This window comes from Microcoleus sp. CAWBG640, from assembly GCF_020883015.1.
GTDB classification, from domain to species: Bacteria; Cyanobacteriota; Cyanobacteriia; order Cyanobacteriales; family Microcoleaceae; genus Microcoleus; species Microcoleus anatoxicus.
In genome coordinates, this window is sequence record NZ_JAHRFC010000098.1 from 1 (window position 1) to 15,318 (window position 15,318).

Here is a 15,318-nt window from a genome sequence, read left to right on the forward strand (position 1 = left end):
GCAACTTGGCAAAGGCGTCGTCATTGGGTGCAAAAACAGTGAAAGGGCCCGGACTTTTGAGGGCGTCTACCAAATTAGCCACTTGCACCGCTGTTACCAGGGTTTGGAACGAACCAGCACCTACAGCAATATCAACAATATCAGGCATTCAGTTTTACCTCATTTCATAAAAATTCTCCACTAAGTATCGTAAACTGATGTGGGAAACAATACCTACTTTATTTGTGAACAAATTGCTAAGTAGAAGCAAGAAGGAAGAAGGAAGAAGACTTATGCAGTCAGCTTTTCGGTCATCCGTATTTTACGTTTAATTAAGTGGAGTTACTTAATAGGGGAATAAATAAATATTATCGCCTATTGTGAGTTCAGCTTCTACGCTTTCATTACAAGGATCTACACCGTCTACAATATTCTTAACTTTTGCTTTGTATTTCCGCAGTCCGTAGAGTCGGGAAGAAAAACAGTCTTGATTCGGGTCTTTTACTCGCTATCTTGGTAACTCACTGTCTTGTCCACCGCGAGTGTCCAAAAGAAGCGTAGGTATTAAACAAAGCACCCACCAAACCAAAAGTAGTGCCAATCACCAAAAACCCCTGGAGGGGACAACCACTGCCGAAAGTAGCCAAAAACTGTAAAATCAGGTCTTCCCCAGAACGACCAACCCCTTGGAGAGCAGGCACCAGACCAATCAGTAAAAAGCTAGTCAATCCCACGCCGATTAACAATAAAGGGGCGAAAAAGCTCAAAAGGCTCGTCAGCAGTACCGATCGAAGAAAATTAGGAAAAATGCTCATAGGAGTCACTAAATTCAGCTAAACTGCCGAAAGGTGTACAAGTCAACAAGACCTGCCTTGTTCCAAGATAGGTAGCGATCGCCATTCGCGGCTAATTCCGTCAGAAATCTTAAATGTTAGAGAAGAAACTTGTTTAAGATTTGTAGATAGATTTCATTTTTTCCAGTAGTTATACAGTCGCAATCCCCGTGAGCCCTACTACATCTTCGAGTCTCACTTTATGGAGTCGGCGGTTACTAGCAGCAATTTTATTGGGAGGCCAAGTAATGCTGCACTTACTCACCCGCAAAATTAACCGTCGCAACACCCTGGACCAAATGGCAGCAGTTGGCCCAGAATCCCTGTTGATTGCTTTGCTGACTGCGGGTTTTGTCGGCATGGTATTTACAGTCCAGGTAGCCAGAGAGTTTATCAACCTCGGTGCCGGTAATGTCGTCGGCGGAGTCTTGGCCCTGTCTTTGACTCGCGAACTAGGCCCGGTTTTAACCGCCGTGATTGTCACCGGACGAGTCGGTTCGGCTTTTGCGGCGGAAATCGGCACAATGCAGGTAACAGAGCAGATAGACGCCCTGCTGATGCTCAGAACAGACCCGATCGACTATCTCGTAATTCCCCGCGTCATCGCTTGCTGCTTGATGCTACCAATTTTAACCATCTTGTCCCTCGTCACTGGTATTGCTGGGGGACTGCTGATTGCGACGACGATGTACGGAGTCTCTCAAACCGTCTTTCTAGAATCAGTCCGCACTTTTCTGACACTGTGGGATATTTGCAGCGCCACCATTAAAGCTTTTGTCTTCGGTGCTTTGATTGCTGTGATCGGTACAAGCTGGGGTTTGACCACCACAGGAGGGGCCAAGGGTGTCGGCCAATCGACTACAACTGCCGTGGTGACTGCTTTGCTGGCTATTTTTATCTGTAATTTTTTGATGACTTGGGTGATGTTTCAGGGGACTGGTAGCAGCGTACTCAAAGGCCTGTGACCATTGGTGTCAATTTAAGATAGAAACCCATAATAAATGTAGCTTGCACTCAAGTTTCGATCCCCCTAAATCCCCACCCCCCCCTAGCCCCCCCCAAGGGGGGAAGGGGGACTTTGACTGCTTCCTGTCCCCCCCTTGTTAAGGGGGGCTAGGGGGGATCGAGTTGCTCATTAGCAGACGGTATACTGATACTACTTTTGACGTTAAGTTGACACCAATGGCCTTTAAGCTGGGAAACGGTAAAATATAAATTATTGACAAAATTCGTTTGGCTTAAGCCCGTGAATACAACTGCCTCTTCTAGCACACCGACAAATACGATCGAACTTGAACCGAGTTATGCGATTCCCCTAGTCCTCGTGCTTGCCGCCGTACCGCTGCTGTTCGTGCAGAAGTGGGTGAGTTTGCCGCTTTCGGTGTTCGGCTTGTTTTTGATGTATCAAGCAGCCACCATCCGGCTGCTATTCACTGCAACCGATTTGGACATTTATCGATCGCAAAACTTAATTCGCCAGTTTCCTTACCGAGAATGGCAAAATTGGCGGATATTTTGGCCCGCACTGCCAATTTTGTTTTACTTCAAAGAAATTAACAGTATTCACTTTCTGCCGGTTCTGTTCGATCGTAAAATGCTACAGACTTGCTTAGAACAGCGTTGTCCCCGTCAAGACTGAAAAAGTTGTTAATTTTTAATTTTTAACTTTTCCGTACCCCATGTTAAACAAAATTTCCCATGAATTCAGACGAATCTCCAACCCAAGAACCACAAGCACAACCAGTCCCGCCAACCGTTGAGAGCGAGTCTAATTTGCCCGTGCATCAGGATTTCGACCAACTCCCATCGCCGACAGAGGATTTACCAAGCGTTGAGATGGAGAAACCAGAACCCCTCGGCCAAATTGGGCCAGAAACAGACATCCAGTTAAGCGCGACAGATTCCGAAATCGCCCAATTCGTTGACGCAGCAAGTGCCCTCGCCCCAATTGTGCCTCCTACCGAATACCAGGGCCAGGAGAAGTCCCCAATCGCTCAAATCCAGTCGCAGAAAGACTCTACCCCAACCCTTGTGGGAGAAAGGGTCACAGATATCCCAGAAAATGTTACCGCAAACTTGGCAGAGCGAGTCCAAGCATTGCAACAACAAGCACAAGATTTGACCGAGAAAATTGCTACTCTGGAATCGGAAAAAGTCCAAGCCTTAGAAGCATTGGGTGAGGCTCAAGCATCGATCGGACGTTTGGTACAAGACGGCTTGATTCAATTAGAGCAGCGCAAACAAACGTTACAAATAGAAGTAGAAAAACTCGAACGTCGGCGCGATCGCATTCAAAAAGAAATGCGAACCACTTTCGCAGGGGTTTCCCAAGATTTAGCAATTCGAGTCCAGGGTTTCAAAGACTATCTAGTAGGTAGTTTGCAGGATTTAGCCGCCACCGCCGAACTCTTAGATTTGACACCGCCGGTGCCGGAAAGAACACAGCAATTTACGGTGGAAGAATCTTCCTCCTCAGCGCCTATCAATCCCAGATTTTCCGAACAGGGATTTCAAGAACAGGCCAAGCAAATTCGTCGCACTCTCGATCAATATCGCACTCTCCCGGACTATTATGGCCCGCCTTGGCAACTGCGCCGCACCTTTGAACCCATCCACGCCGAACGAGTTTCTAACTGGTTTTTTACCCAAGGAGGAAGGGGTGCTTTGCGGACAATGGGTTCGCGCTTGCAAAATATCCTGATTACTTCGACAATTGTTTCTGTGCTCAACAGCGTCTATGGGAGTCGGGTGCGGACTTTGGTACTGGCCAACAGTCCAGAACGTTTGGGAGAATGGCGCCGGGGTTTGCAAGATTGTTTGGGGATTACTCGCAGCGATTTTGGCCCGGAACGGGGGATTATTATGTTTGAGTCTGCGGAGGCTTTGGCTCAAAAAGCCGATCGCTTGGTGAAAGATGGCAAATTACCGTTAATTGTGATTGATGAAACTGAGGATTTAATTAGTTTGTCAATGCTGCAATTTCCGCTATGGCTAGCCTTTGCTCCCGATCCGCAAAGTTTGATAGCTGCTAAGGATTTTTGAGATAAAGCCCGGTTTTGACACCACCAATTCTGGCAATTCCGGGCGAATAGAATTCGCGGCTATACAAACAAAGTCCGCCTCCGCGGACTGAATCAATTCAGGGGTAAATTCACCAGAATTGGTTCTTCTTCCTTCTTCCTTCTTCCTTCTTCCTTCTTCCTTCTTCCTTCTTCCTTCTTCCTTCTTCCTTCTTCCTTCTTCCTTCTTCCTTCTGTACAACAAATCTAAAATTAAAACATGGCTAGCTGGATAATTTTAAATGGCGCATTGCTAATTGCAGCTTACCTTCTGGGTTCGATTCCGACTGGGTACGCCTTGGGTAAATGGATGCTGGGGATAGACATTCGAGAGGTTGGTTCCGGTTCCACTGGTGCGACTAATGTGCTGAGGACTTTGGGGAAGTGGCCGGGGTTGGCGGTGTTGCTGGTTGATGTGTTGAAGGGCGTAAGTGCGATCGGCCTAATCCGCTACATTTACTCTCTCACTTTTACCCAACAGCTAGCAACCACCGCAGGTTTAGAAAACACTGAAACCATCATACCTTGGATGGCAACTCTAGCAGGTTTATTTGCAGTCTTAGGCCACAGCAAATCTATCTGGCTGGGCTTTACAGGTGGCAAATCTGTCGCTACAAGTTTGGGAGTTTTACTGGGTTTATATTGGCCAGTAGGTTTAGGAACTTTCGGGATTTTTGCGATCGTATTTGCAGTGTCACGAATTGTCTCTTTGAGTTCAATTATGGGTGCAATTAGCGTTGCTGGATTGATGTTTGTTTTAAATCAGCCGCTAGCTTATGTATTGTTTGGAATTGCGGGTGGCGTATTTGTAATTGTGCGGCACCGCAGCAATATTCAGCGGCTATTGAACGGGACAGAACCGAGGATTGGGGAGAAATTGGAAACAGCAGCTAGCGATTGATATCAATTCCAGTTGCACCGACATGATTTTTTACTGTTGACTACTGAATCAGAATCAAACGATCTTAGAGCATTGGAGACTTTACCATGACTCAAGCGATATCCAAGTTAATGATTTTTGATGAATTTCTGGAATGTAAACCAGAAAACGGACGCTATGAATTACATAACGGAGTTATTGTTGAAATGCCAAATCCAACTGGTAAACATTCAGCGATCGCAGGTTTTCAGTCCTTTGAGTTTGGTTTAGAAATTAGGCGCTTACAACTTCCTTACTTTATTCCGAAGGAATGTACAATTAAATTTAGCGACAACTCTGGTTACGATCCAGATGTGATTGTATTAGATAAACAAGCCGTAGCAGCCAATGAGTATCGATGGGAAAGAGAATCAGTTATTACTCAGGTAAATTCGATTAAATTAGTTGTTGAAGTAGTCAGCACCAATTGGCGCGATGATTATGCACACAAAATGATTGATTATGAAGCATTAGGAATTCCTGAATATTGGATTGTAGATTATTTGGGTTTAGGGGGTAGCCGTTATATTGGTGTTCCGAAACAGCCGACTTTATCGGTTTATCAGTTAGTTGATGGTGAGTATCAAATTAAGCTGTTTCGGGGAGATGAAAGGGTTGAATCAGCGGTGTTCTCTGAGTTGAATTTGACCGCCAAGCAAATTTTTAATTGTGGATAATTAGCTCAAGCTAATTAAAGGTTTGCAGGATGGATTGCAACATGAGATGACAATGCACGCTGTAGATATTTACAATAAAAATAATCTGGTTGTAAAATGCGATCGACCTATTAGATTCCTGACAACTTCGGCGAAGTCGGGGCACTGGGTATCGCGCTTAACAAAATCCCCAAAATTTTTCCAATATCTCTCAGGTAATATTCGATCGCATCAATAGACACAATCTGTCCCTCTAACTTCAAAAATCTCCATACAGTACCCGATGTCACAGCTCCATAAATAATCGGAATCTGATTTCCCTCTTCCTCATTAAATAATTGAGCGGCTAACATCTCGGCTGCACACTGCCCGAAACCAGCCTTAATATCTTCTTTTTTAGCTTCAACAAGGGTAATCACAGGAGCGCTGATAAACAAGCGTTCTGCCGACAAACTCATTAAGAAATCGCAAGTTCCATTTAATCCTTTTTCAGGAGCAACATTAAACTCTGAGCCGGAAAATAAACCAATTTGGTAATTTAATTGTCGTCTAATTTCGAGTAAAATTGGTGCAATAATCAGTTCAGAACGAGCTTTTTCAGTATTTATATCTACTGCTAATCCTGCGTTTTCTTTCAAGGCTACTTTTAGGATTTCGCTAGATTCTACTTCTGATATATGGGCAAATAAATCTTGATTTTCCTGGAGAGTTAAGTCGAATTGCTTGACAAGTTCCTTTAGCTTGAATTCGCTGTAAGCCATTTTAAATTCTCTGTGGTTATTTTCCCAATTCTTGAGAACGCAAACAAGCTGCTTTCACTGCTTCGATCAGCGCCGATCGAAAGCCATTACTTTCGAGTTTAGCAATTCCGGCGATCGTTGTGCCACCGGGACTTGTGACTCTATCTTTCAATTCTGCTGGGTGCATTCCTGTTTCTTGTAATAGTTTCGCCGTACCGAATACTGTTTGTAGGGCTAATTGGGAGGCGATCGCCCGTGGCAGACCAGCACACACACCGCCATCTGTCAAGGCTTCGATCAAAATCGCCACATAACCTGGCCCTGAACCCGAAAGTCCTGTAACCGCATCCAGCATATTTTCAGGGACTTCCACCACTTCTCCCACCGCCATAAAAATCCGCTTTACTAATTCTAAATCCGCCGGTTGCACAAGTTTTCCAGGGGCGATCGCACTCATGCCCGCCCCCACCGTCGCCGGAGTATTGGGCATCACCCGCAGCACTCCCCGCCCTGGGAAGGCGGGTTCGAGCTTGCTCAATGGTACTCCTGCCAAAATCGACACGACTAAGGCTTCTGACTTAGTATTAGCAGTCTCTCCATTATTTCCCTGTTTGCGATCGTCCGCCACAGCCAATTCCAAAGCAACCGTCTCAAAAACTTGTGGTTTAATCGCCAAAAACAGCACTTCTGTAGCAGCAGCCACCTCTAGATTGCTAGCTGTTGTGCCAATCCCGTATTTCTGAGTCAAAAACTGGCGGCGTTGGAGTTGTGGTTCGCTCACCAATATTTCCGAAGGCAAATAAACTTTTTGTGCAATTAAGCGGGATAAGAGAGCTTCTCCCATGACTCCACCGCCGATCGTACCAAATTTTATCATAATTATTTGTTATTTGTTATTTGTTATTTGTTATTTGTTGTTTGTTATTTGTTGTTTGTTGTTTGTTATTTGTTGTTTGTTATTTGTTTTAGATTTTTACTACTGATTGGTTGTTATATCAATTCTGGTTGTATCGGAATGATTAAACCACAGAGAACACAGAGGACACAGAGAAAGAGAAGAGAGAAATCATAATTCCGATGTCAACGGATTTGATATTACTCATGTTATTGGTCTCCCGCCTTGATGCCGGAGTCAGTAGTTATTAGTTAATAACTACTAACTACTGACTACTAACTACTGACTACTGACTGATGACTACTGAGCCATTTGAGCTTGTTCTGCTGGCCAGACTGTCGGTGCCGGAGCCGCAGTGCGGGGCCGTCCTTGAGCTGGAGGTACTTCGTGAACTACACCAGATTGAGTTCTCACCTGAACGCAGCTTGGTGTAAACAAGAAAATACTTTCGCCAATTCGTTCTTGATGACCGTCAAGGGCGTAAGTACCACCAGCTACAAAGTCTACAGCTCTTTGTGCTTGGTCTGGGTCCATAATCGTCAGATTCAAGACCACAGATTTCCGTTCCTTAAGCGCTCGAATTGCGGCCGGCATCTCTTCAAAAGTGCGCGGCTCCATAACTACCACTTCCGAAACTCCGTTCATAGCTCCAGGCATTCCAATCACGTTATTCATTACTGACCCTACTCCCCCGGTTGGTGTAACAACATCTGTATTTGTCGGTCCTACTACTGATCTCTCCCGCATTCTGCGATTTTGGCGACGTTCTTCTTCAGCCGCCACTGCTGCTGCGGGATTCGGTTCAGGAGGTTGATAGGCGTTCTGATAGCGCGCCTCCTCCAATTCATCGTACTCGCCATCGTACTCTTCTTCGTTGTTAAAGCCCACAAAATCTTTTAACTTGGAAAAAATGCTCATGATTTATTCTCCATAACGACTTTGCAGCCCCCACTATACTCGCCTTGCGCGTAAGTCACGGGTTGCTGACTAATTGATATTTAACCGATACTTTTTTGCTAACATTTGAAGTTAAGACCAGAGCTGATATCTTTGATGATTTCTACCTCTGGGTATTGCTGCTACATGAATTCCACAAATCTGGCGAGGTCATTTCGCTGTTTTGGTGAACTAAGTCGGCATTAGCAGACAAGGCTAACTCCAATGGCACGGCGCTGGTAGGAATGTACATCGTAGAGCCTTTGCTTAGCCTCGTTGTTGATGCTTTTAATTTTCCCGACCTTGGCGTATCTTCTTAGTGTTTGAGGATGCAAGCCCAGAAATTCGACCGATGATTCTGAGTGGTACCTATGCCATGAGTCGAATGTTAGCATATATGCGATGTCATCCTCTCCTAGAACCAAATAAGGTTTGTCCTAGCCGTATCATAGTAGCACCGGCTTGAATAGCCAAGTGATAATCTCCTGACATTCCCATCGAGAGTTGCTCCATCTGAATATGGGGCAAATTTTGCTGCTGGATTTGGTCAGCCAGTTCGCGGGTAGTGTTAAAAAATTCTAGGATTTGTGAGTCATCTAATCCGAGGGGAGGTATTGTCATCAAACCTTTAATTTTGAGGTGCTGACATCTGTTGAGTTCGGGAAGGTCTGCCAGTAGTTCGGGGATAGTCCAGCCGTATTTGTCTGGATCGGGCAAAATTTTAACTTGCAAGCAAACTTGGGGAGAGCAGGATAGTTCCCCGGCTAGTCGATCGAGTCTAGTCGCAAGTTTTAAGTTGTCGAGAGAGTGAATCCACTGGAATTGCTCTAAAGCTTTGGCAGCTTTGTTTGCCTGCAAGTGGCCGATCAAGTGCCAATTGATACCGGGCAAATCTTGGAGTTGACTTTGTTTTTCGGCGGTTTCTTGAACCTTACTCTCCCCAAAGTCCCGAATTCCGGCATCGTAGGCTTCCCGAATCGCATCAGTAGATACTTGTTTGGTAACGGCAATTAACCTTACTGAGTCAGGCAATTGTTGGCGAATGGTAGCAATCCGAGAGGCAATAGTCATAAAAAAAACCGATCGGCAATTACCAAGTTTTTATTGAAAAGTTCGCTTGTGAACGATCTGCAATTGGTCGTACTCCTTATATTGACCGCTGCGGCGGAGAGTGCGGAGGCGAATTTCGACCATTAGGCGAGCATCGGAACGACTGATGGGTTCAAATCTCAAACCGCCAGGGCCGTTTGTTACTAAAAAAAACAGGCGTTGGGCGTATAGAGTCGTAAATAATTCTTGGCTGTCTTCAACCTGAGACACCCTGAATAGAAGGCCAAAATTGGGATGATTAAGGTAGGTTTCGGTAGTCATTAAAAGCTCACAATCGGACAATTTTAGATTTTAGATTTTAGATTTTAGATTTGAGTTTCGCTCTCAGGTGGGACGGAGGTGGTTGAATGCGGGCTGCAAAGGGCGATCGCGGTGGGCCTACAGTAGTCTCCGTCGTGGCTGAGGCTCAATTGCCACTGGCAATTTCCCCAAGTAGAGGCTAGTGCTGAGCCTGTTCCGTGCAGTCCCACCTTTGGGGCTCCACTGTCCGATCGTTCAACTTCGACATCTTTATCTTTATAGCGTAGTCCCCGCCATCCCGTGCCTAGGCAGGGCGGTTTCATTCTCCAAAAAAAGAGGGCTTTGTAGGGGTAGTGCCCCCGTGCCTACCCCTTTGTAGGGGTAGTGCCCCCGTGCCATTGGTGTCAACTTAAGGTCAAAGGTAGCCACAGACTGCTGTTTGACTATTAAATCTAGATCCCCCCTAGCCCCCCTTAAGAAGGGGGGGATAAGAGTCCGATCTTTCGTCCCCCTTCCCCCCTTGGGGGGGGCTAGGGGGGGGTGGGGATTTAGGGGGATCTAGACTTGGCTATGAACGAGAGATACCAAGGCTTTCAGGCTTAAGTTGACACCAATGGCCCCCGTGCCTACCCCTTTGTAGGGGTAGTGCCCCCGTGCCTACCCCCCCACAGACCATTTTCAGTCATTTCAGGCATTGGGGCAACCACGGGGGGATTGCCCCTACAAAGAATGAAACAGCCCTGCGTGCCTAGGGCCTTGACAACGGCTTCTTTTGCTGGCCCGCGCTCTGCTAGTTGGTTCTACGAAACTCGATTCATTTTACCTTTAATGCTGCTATGTTGAGAATTTAGTTGCGCACAATCTTTTTGTGCGGCGGGCGTGGAAATTTTTCCCAGAAAGCGATCGCCCAATGGCTCGCTTTGTGGCTTAAATGCGTGGAAGGTATATTATAATCGAAAATTTAAAATCTAAAATTTCAACTGTCCCAACCCCAAACTAAGCGGGCACTCCAGAGAACTATTAAGCAGGCGATCGCGATCCAGTCTCGGATTTTTAAGTGCAACTGGTGCCATGCTACGCGATGTCGATCGGGACTGGTGAAGCCACGAACTTGCATGGCGCTAGCAATTTGTTCTGCTCGCAAAAGCAAGTTTTCTAACAATCGTTCAGCGATCATCAACCATACTTGAGCAGCGCGTCTCAATCCTAGTTTTTTCCAGTTTATGGCTCTGGTTCGGACCGATCGCACTAAATTTTGAATTTCTTCCAATACTAGGGGAATGAAGCGCAAAGATAAAGTTAAGGTTAAAGCTATTTCTGTCACCGGCCAGTTCAAGCGGCGCAGGGGCTGCATTAAGTTTTCGATCGCAGTGGTAATTTCTTCGCTGGCTGTGGTAAGGAGATAGAGGTTGGTGCTGTAAATTACTGTAAAAAATAAGGTGCTAACGTTGATAGCTAAATCTAGGGATTTGCGGGTGATTTTGATCGGGCCTTGCTTGAGTAAAACGTAGTTATAATTTGTGGGTTGAGGGAGAGAATGTGGGGTTGGGGATTTGGGCTTTTGGTTGGTAGATTTTGAGTCTAAATTAAAGGGTTCGTACCAGGGTTTTGGTTTAGTGGGTTCGGGGAGGGTTTTGGGCTGCTGGGAAAAGGCTAATTCGTCGGCGGGGAGACGGGGCTGGTGTTCCGAGGGTAGTGCATCAGGGGCGATCGTACTCAGGCCAAATACTAACAAACAGAATAGCAACAGCATTCCCATTTGCTGTTTCCACACGCGGAGGGGAATTGCTGCACTTAGTGTCAGGATGATTAACATTCCCACTAGCATCAATCGCCAGATTGGATTGGCGAGTATGGGCGCAATCAGGAATGTCATCAACCAGGCTAGTTTGACTCGCGGGTCGAGGCGGTGGAGCCAAGTTATGGGTTGTTCGAGGTATAGTCCAATGGGAAGCGATCTCAATAAATCCATCTTGTGTTTGTTAGATGTTAGATTTTTTAATTAATTTCAATTTATTTATTTTTTGGTGATTGAATGTTGATTAATTTATTTTTTGTGCAGCATCCCGATTTTGCCTAGGCGAAGCATGACCGCAGATATTTTATTAGTGAGTACCACAGATTTACTGCGGTCATGCTTCGCCCCTACGAATATATTTGCCAAAGTGAGATGCACCCATTTTTTTTAACTTTTGTTCTTTAATAAAAGCTTTGAATTTTAGATTAAGTCTTTGGCTGTAAATCGTAATTAATTATATCATCAAACAGCTTTTTTTTCAATCTAAAATCCAAAATCAACACTATCAAGAATTACTTGACGCGGAGTGCTCTGTTGGTGCTGCTTTGTTCTGATTCACGAACTTTTTTGCCTCTCCAAAGTAACCGCATTGGTGTGCCTGTAAAGCCTAGGTGTTTGCGAAATTGGCTTTCCATGTAGCGGCGATAGTTTTCGGTGAAGCGTTTGGTGTCGTTGACAAATAGGGCGATGGTTGGTGGTTGCGATCGCACTTGAGTGCCGTAATAGATTTTGCCTTGTTTTCCTTGGCGTGTCACTGGGGCGGAGTGCCAGCTTGTGGCTTCTTCTATGACTTCATTAATGACGGCGGTGGTGACGCGGCGTTTGTGTTCGCTGGATGCTTTATCTACTAATTCAATGGTTTTTTCTACTCGCTGTCCTGTCATGGCGCTAACAAAAATCATTTCTGCCCAATCGAGGAAATAAAGTCGAGCTCTGACTTCTTTTTCGTACTCGTAGATGGTATCGGATTCTTTGTCTTCTACGGCGTCCCATTTGTTGACGACGATGATGCAGGCTCTACCTTCTTGGCTGATGCGATCGGCTAATTTTTGGTCTTGATCGGTAACGCCATCAATGGCATCTATTACTAGCAGTACGACATCAGCGCGACGGATGGCTTTGAAGGCGCGGTTGATCCCGAAGAATTCTGCACCGTATTCCACATTTTTCTTTTTGCGAATGCCGGCGGTGTCGATTAAACGGTAGGTGTTATCGCCACGTTTGACGATGGTGTCGATCGCATCGCGGGTTGTCCCGGAAATTGGGCTGACTATGGCGCGATTTTCTCCCAGAAATGCGTTCAACAAACTGGATTTGCCGACGTTTGGCCTGCCAATAATTGCTACTTTAGTTTCTTCTACTTCCGGTAATACTTCTGTGGGAAGATAAGTAATTAATTGGTCGAGCAATTCGCCGGTGCCGTTGCCGTGGATGCCGGAAATTGGGTAAGGTTCTCCTAGCCCTAATTGCCAAAAATCTGCTGCTTGGGTGAGTCCGGTAGTTTCCGATTCGCATTTGTTGACGGCTAGAATGACGGGGACTTTTTGCAGTCTCAGCCAAGAGGCGATGGCTTCGTCGCCCCCAGTCAGTCCCACTTTTCCGTCAACTACGAAAATTGCTGCACTGGCTTCTGCGAGGGCGGCCATGGCTTGTTCGCGAATCATGGGCAGAAATTCGGTTTCGTCGTCGAATACTAGCCCGCCGGTGTCTACTACTTGATATTCGCGATCGCCCCAGTATGCTGGTCTGTAAGTGCGATCGCGCGTAATTCCCGGTTCGTCGTGGACGATGGCGTCTTGGCTGTTGGCTAGGCGATTGACAATGGTCGATTTGCCGACATTGGGGCGTCCAATAATAGCAACTATAGGTAGAGGCATAAAGGTAGCAGCAATCAGGCTGCTTTGTAATTTTGATGTTTGACCTTTTATTATAGGCTGAATGTGACTGATATGGACAGACTTATTTCTGTATTGGGTTTAGTGGTTTTTGTTGGGCTGTCCTATGCCTTTTCAGTCGATCGGCGTGCAGTTAAGTGGCCGCCGATACTGTGGGGAATTGCTTTACAGCTAATTTTCGCTATTTTGATTCTCAAAACTGCTCCGGGTTTGGCGCTATTTAAATTTTTGGGAGATTTAGTCACCCAGTTTCTCAATTTTTCTGATGCCGGGGCTAAGTTTGTCTTCGGTGACAATTTTGCCGAACATTTTATCGCTTTTAAAGTTCTCCCAACAATTATCTTTTTCTCTTCGTTTATTACTCTACTTTATCATTACGGAATTTTGCAGCGAGTGGTGCAGGTGGTGGCTTGGGGAATGATGAAAACCATGAAAACTTCCGGTGCAGAAACCCTTTCTTGTGCTGCGAATATCTTTATCGGACAAACGGAAGCTCCTCTGTTAATTAAACCCTATTTGGCGACCATGACTCTCTCGGAACTTCATGCTGTGATGACGGGGGGTTTTGCGACAATTGCGGGGGGAGTAATGGCCGCTTATATTTCTTTTGGAGTGGCTGCGGAACATTTAATTGCCGCTTCGGTAATGTCCGCACCGGCAGCTTTGGCTATTTCTAAATTGCTGTACCCGGAAACGGAAAAATCCCTGACTGCTGGGGTGGTTGAGGTGAAGGTGGAACAGGTTTATGCAAATGCGGTGGATGCGGCTGCTTCTGGTGCTAGTGATGGGTTGAAGTTGGCGGTTAATGTGGCGGCGATGCTGATTGGTTTTTTGGGTTTGTTGGCTTTTTTTAATGCCGTTTTGGGTTGGTTTGGAGGGTTGATTAGTTTGCCTCAATTATCGCTGGAATGGATTTTTTCTTATTTAATGGCTCCCGTTGCTTGGCTGATGGGGGTGCCTTGGGCGGATTGTGGCAAGGTGGGGATGATTTTGGGTAAAAAGACGATTTTAAATGAGTTTATTGCTTATTTGGATTTGATGGATTTGGTGAAACAAAAGGCGATTTCGGAACGATCGCAAATTATTACAATTTATGCTTTGTGCGGTTTTTCTAATATTGGGTCGATTGGGATTCAGATTGGGGGGATTGGGGCGATGGTTCCTCAGCGAAAGGGCGATTTGGCTCAGTTGGCTGTGAGGGCGATGATTGCTGGTTCTGTGGCTTGTTTCATGACTGCTTGTATTGCGGGAATGCTGCTCTAAGGGCCATAGGTTGAGCATTTTCTTGCTTGCTCATGGGTTTCTGGGCTCATGGACACAAATTTTTCCTTTTCCTCCCAAGTCCTCACCACCTAAAAGATTGGTATATTAAATAAAAATTAAATAATCCAAAACTTTCTTTAATTTATGGTAATTGCTTGAGAGTTTGAGAGGCTAGACATCAAATTGTAGCGATCGGCTATGATGGTAAATAGTCAGAATTTTAATCTGTAACACTATAGGTCAAGGGAAAGCTAAATTTTCCTCAAAGCTCAACAACACAGTAGGTGGTGTACTATGGCTGTTCTGCAACTAGATGATGGTACGATATACAGGGAAATTGGGGCGATCGCGAACAAACTAGCTGGTTTAAACATTCAGATAGACCGTCTGGCGATCGACAAAACTCCTGCGATTCAAGAACTGCTAGTCCAAGACCTGCTCAATGTAACAGAAAAACAGCATATCCTCGCAGCATTTAAAAGCGAATTTGAAATGTTCAAATTCACCGGTGGATGTCAGTGGTGTGACTTAAAAGTGCTGCACCCTGGTTCGCCACAGATTTACGGGATGATGACTCAAAGCTATCGTACTCATACCCACGCCGATGCAGAAGTCATTCATGTTTTGGCCGGCGAATGTGTGTTTGGGTTTGTATATCCTAACGGTTCTGAGGTGCAATTATTGTTGGAATCACAGGAATATATTCAAGTTCCTCCCAACACCGAACATTGGTTTTATCTCACGGCGTCGCTGTACTTGAAAGCGGTGCAGTATTACACCACAGCTCAAGGGTGGGTGCCTCAATATACGAAAAGGCAATTGAAAATCAAGAACTGAATGTACGAAAAAATTGACCATACAGTTCCTGGTAGATACTGTCTTGATCTGTCAAGGGGTAGCAGTCAAATAATTAGGATCGAAAGGCTTTTGGGACTTTAAAATCCCAAAAGCCAAATGCACCAACTTCCTCATCAAAGCGCCAATCACCTGCATTT

General features: G+C 45.5%; 18 protein-coding genes. 7 read left to right on the plus strand and 11 right to left on the minus strand.

From position 1 onward, the window contains the following. Both AAFP11_RS26510 and AAFP11_RS26515 read right to left on the minus strand, forming a co-directional pair. Nucleotides 1–148, minus strand: a 148-nt coding sequence (locus tag AAFP11_RS26510) for a fasciclin domain-containing protein (protein ID WP_341739730.1), incomplete at its 3' end; no start/stop codon positions are given. Nucleotides 149–500: 352 nt separating this feature from the next. Further along, nucleotides 501–794 (minus strand): hypothetical protein, encoded by a 294-nt coding sequence (locus AAFP11_RS26515; protein WP_341739718.1) that lies wholly within the window; start codon nt 792–794, stop codon nt 501–503. Between the two features lie 188 nt (nt 795–982). Here AAFP11_RS26515 and AAFP11_RS26520 point away from each other — a divergent pair, with 188 nt between their 5' ends. The 5 genes from AAFP11_RS26520 to AAFP11_RS26540 all read left to right on the plus strand — a co-directional run bounded on the left by AAFP11_RS26520 (nt 983) and on the right by AAFP11_RS26540 (nt 5,467). Then, on the plus strand, nt 983–1,777 hold the full coding sequence (locus AAFP11_RS26520; RefSeq protein ID WP_340523501.1) for an MlaE family lipid ABC transporter permease subunit: 795 nt from the start codon (nt 983–985) through the stop codon (nt 1,775–1,777). Between the two features lie 281 nt (nt 1,778–2,058). Next, on the plus strand, nt 2,059–2,451 hold the full coding sequence (locus tag AAFP11_RS26525) for a DUF3119 family protein (protein ID WP_341739719.1): 393 nt from the start codon (nt 2,059–2,061) through the stop codon (nt 2,449–2,451). Nucleotides 2,452–2,510: 59 nt separating this feature from the next. Beyond that, on the plus strand, nt 2,511–3,854 hold the full coding sequence (locus AAFP11_RS26530) for a DUF3086 domain-containing protein (protein ID WP_341739720.1): 1,344 nt from the start codon (nt 2,511–2,513) through the stop codon (nt 3,852–3,854). Between the two features lie 237 nt (nt 3,855–4,091). Further along, entirely contained in the window at nt 4,092–4,772 is a 681-nt protein-coding gene (plsY, locus tag AAFP11_RS26535) for a glycerol-3-phosphate 1-O-acyltransferase PlsY (RefSeq protein WP_341739721.1), read from the plus strand. 86 nt (nt 4,773–4,858) lie between these two features. Then, nucleotides 4,859–5,467: a Uma2 family endonuclease gene (locus AAFP11_RS26540; RefSeq protein WP_341739722.1), complete on the plus strand. Its 609-nt coding sequence runs from the start codon at nt 4,859–4,861 to the stop codon at nt 5,465–5,467. A gap of 110 nt (nt 5,468–5,577) precedes the next feature. On the opposite strand, the gene AAFP11_RS26545 is transcribed toward AAFP11_RS26540, so the two are convergent. From AAFP11_RS26545 to der, 9 genes are all read right to left on the minus strand, one after another. Next, entirely contained in the window at nt 5,578–6,207 is a 630-nt protein-coding gene (locus AAFP11_RS26545; protein WP_341739723.1) for a hypothetical protein, read from the minus strand. 16 nt (nt 6,208–6,223) lie between these two features. Next, nucleotides 6,224–7,069, minus strand: coding sequence for a pyrroline-5-carboxylate reductase (proC, locus tag AAFP11_RS26550; protein WP_340522163.1), 846 nt, complete (start codon nt 7,067–7,069; stop codon nt 6,224–6,226). Between the two features lie 312 nt (nt 7,070–7,381). Beyond that, a complete protein-coding gene (locus AAFP11_RS26555; protein WP_340522157.1) occupies nt 7,382–7,999 on the minus strand; it encodes a cell division protein SepF in 618 nt (205 codons plus the stop codon). A 142-nt stretch (nt 8,000–8,141) separates the two neighbouring features. Then, entirely contained in the window at nt 8,142–8,270 is a 129-nt protein-coding gene (locus tag AAFP11_RS26560) for a hypothetical protein (protein ID WP_341739724.1), read from the minus strand. 152 nt (nt 8,271–8,422) lie between these two features. After that, entirely contained in the window at nt 8,423–9,088 is a 666-nt protein-coding gene (locus tag AAFP11_RS26565) for a YggS family pyridoxal phosphate-dependent enzyme (protein WP_341739725.1), read from the minus strand. Between the two features lie 30 nt (nt 9,089–9,118). After that, nucleotides 9,119–9,388 carry a PipX family protein gene (locus AAFP11_RS26570; protein WP_340522155.1) on the minus strand — a complete coding sequence of 90 codons (270 nt, stop codon included), beginning with the start codon at nt 9,386–9,388 and terminating at the stop codon, nt 9,119–9,121. A 44-nt stretch (nt 9,389–9,432) separates the two neighbouring features. After that, the gene (locus AAFP11_RS26575; protein WP_341739726.1) at nt 9,433–9,690 is read right to left on the minus strand and encodes a hypothetical protein; all 258 of its coding nucleotides are present in this window, start codon (nt 9,688–9,690) and stop codon (nt 9,433–9,435) included. Between the two features lie 653 nt (nt 9,691–10,343). Next, entirely contained in the window at nt 10,344–11,339 is a 996-nt protein-coding gene (locus tag AAFP11_RS26580; RefSeq protein ID WP_341739727.1) for an energy-coupling factor transporter transmembrane protein EcfT, read from the minus strand. 338 nt (nt 11,340–11,677) lie between these two features. Beyond that, on the minus strand, nt 11,678–13,042 hold the full coding sequence (gene der / locus AAFP11_RS26585; protein ID WP_341733844.1) for a ribosome biogenesis GTPase Der: 1,365 nt from the start codon (nt 13,040–13,042) through the stop codon (nt 11,678–11,680). Nucleotides 13,043–13,114: 72 nt separating this feature from the next. Between der and AAFP11_RS26590 the strand changes: the two genes are divergently transcribed. After that, entirely contained in the window at nt 13,115–14,323 is a 1,209-nt protein-coding gene (locus AAFP11_RS26590; RefSeq protein ID WP_341739728.1) for a NupC/NupG family nucleoside CNT transporter, read from the plus strand. Nucleotides 14,324–14,617: 294 nt separating this feature from the next. Further along, complete coding sequence (locus AAFP11_RS26595; protein ID WP_341739729.1) at nt 14,618–15,160, plus strand: acireductone dioxygenase; 543 nt, start codon at nt 14,618–14,620, stop codon at nt 15,158–15,160. Nucleotides 15,161–15,318 lie beyond the last annotated feature (158 nt).

What these genes read in the sequence shown, in the direction of transcription:
- AAFP11_RS26515 (WP_341739718.1), bottom strand. Translation starts at nt 794, where the DNA reads ATGAGCATTTTTCCTAATTTTCTTCGATCGGTACTGCTGACGAGCCTT.
- AAFP11_RS26530 (WP_341739720.1), top strand. Translation starts at nt 2,511, where the DNA reads ATGAATTCAGACGAATCTCCAACCCAAGAACCACAAGCACAACCAGTC.
- plsY (WP_341739721.1), top strand. Translation starts at nt 4,092, where the DNA reads ATGGCTAGCTGGATAATTTTAAATGGCGCATTGCTAATTGCAGCTTAC.
- AAFP11_RS26540 (WP_341739722.1), top strand. Translation starts at nt 4,859, where the DNA reads ATGACTCAAGCGATATCCAAGTTAATGATTTTTGATGAATTTCTGGAA.
- AAFP11_RS26545 (WP_341739723.1), bottom strand. Translation starts at nt 6,207, where the DNA reads ATGGCTTACAGCGAATTCAAGCTAAAGGAACTTGTCAAGCAATTCGAC.
- AAFP11_RS26555 (WP_340522157.1), bottom strand. Translation starts at nt 7,999, where the DNA reads ATGAGCATTTTTTCCAAGTTAAAAGATTTTGTGGGCTTTAACAACGAA.
- AAFP11_RS26560 (WP_341739724.1), bottom strand. Translation starts at nt 8,270, where the DNA reads ATGTACATTCCTACCAGCGCCGTGCCATTGGAGTTAGCCTTGTCTGCT.
- AAFP11_RS26565 (WP_341739725.1), bottom strand. Translation starts at nt 9,088, where the DNA reads ATGACTATTGCCTCTCGGATTGCTACCATTCGCCAACAATTGCCTGAC.
- AAFP11_RS26570 (WP_340522155.1), bottom strand. Translation starts at nt 9,388, where the DNA reads ATGACTACCGAAACCTACCTTAATCATCCCAATTTTGGCCTTCTATTC.
- AAFP11_RS26575 (WP_341739726.1), bottom strand. Translation starts at nt 9,690, where the DNA reads ATGAAACCGCCCTGCCTAGGCACGGGATGGCGGGGACTACGCTATAAA.
- AAFP11_RS26580 (WP_341739727.1), bottom strand. Translation starts at nt 11,339, where the DNA reads ATGGATTTATTGAGATCGCTTCCCATTGGACTATACCTCGAACAACCC.
- der (WP_341733844.1), bottom strand. Translation starts at nt 13,042, where the DNA reads ATGCCTCTACCTATAGTTGCTATTATTGGACGCCCCAATGTCGGCAAA.
- AAFP11_RS26590 (WP_341739728.1), top strand. Translation starts at nt 13,115, where the DNA reads ATGGACAGACTTATTTCTGTATTGGGTTTAGTGGTTTTTGTTGGGCTG.
- AAFP11_RS26595 (WP_341739729.1), top strand. Translation starts at nt 14,618, where the DNA reads ATGGCTGTTCTGCAACTAGATGATGGTACGATATACAGGGAAATTGGG.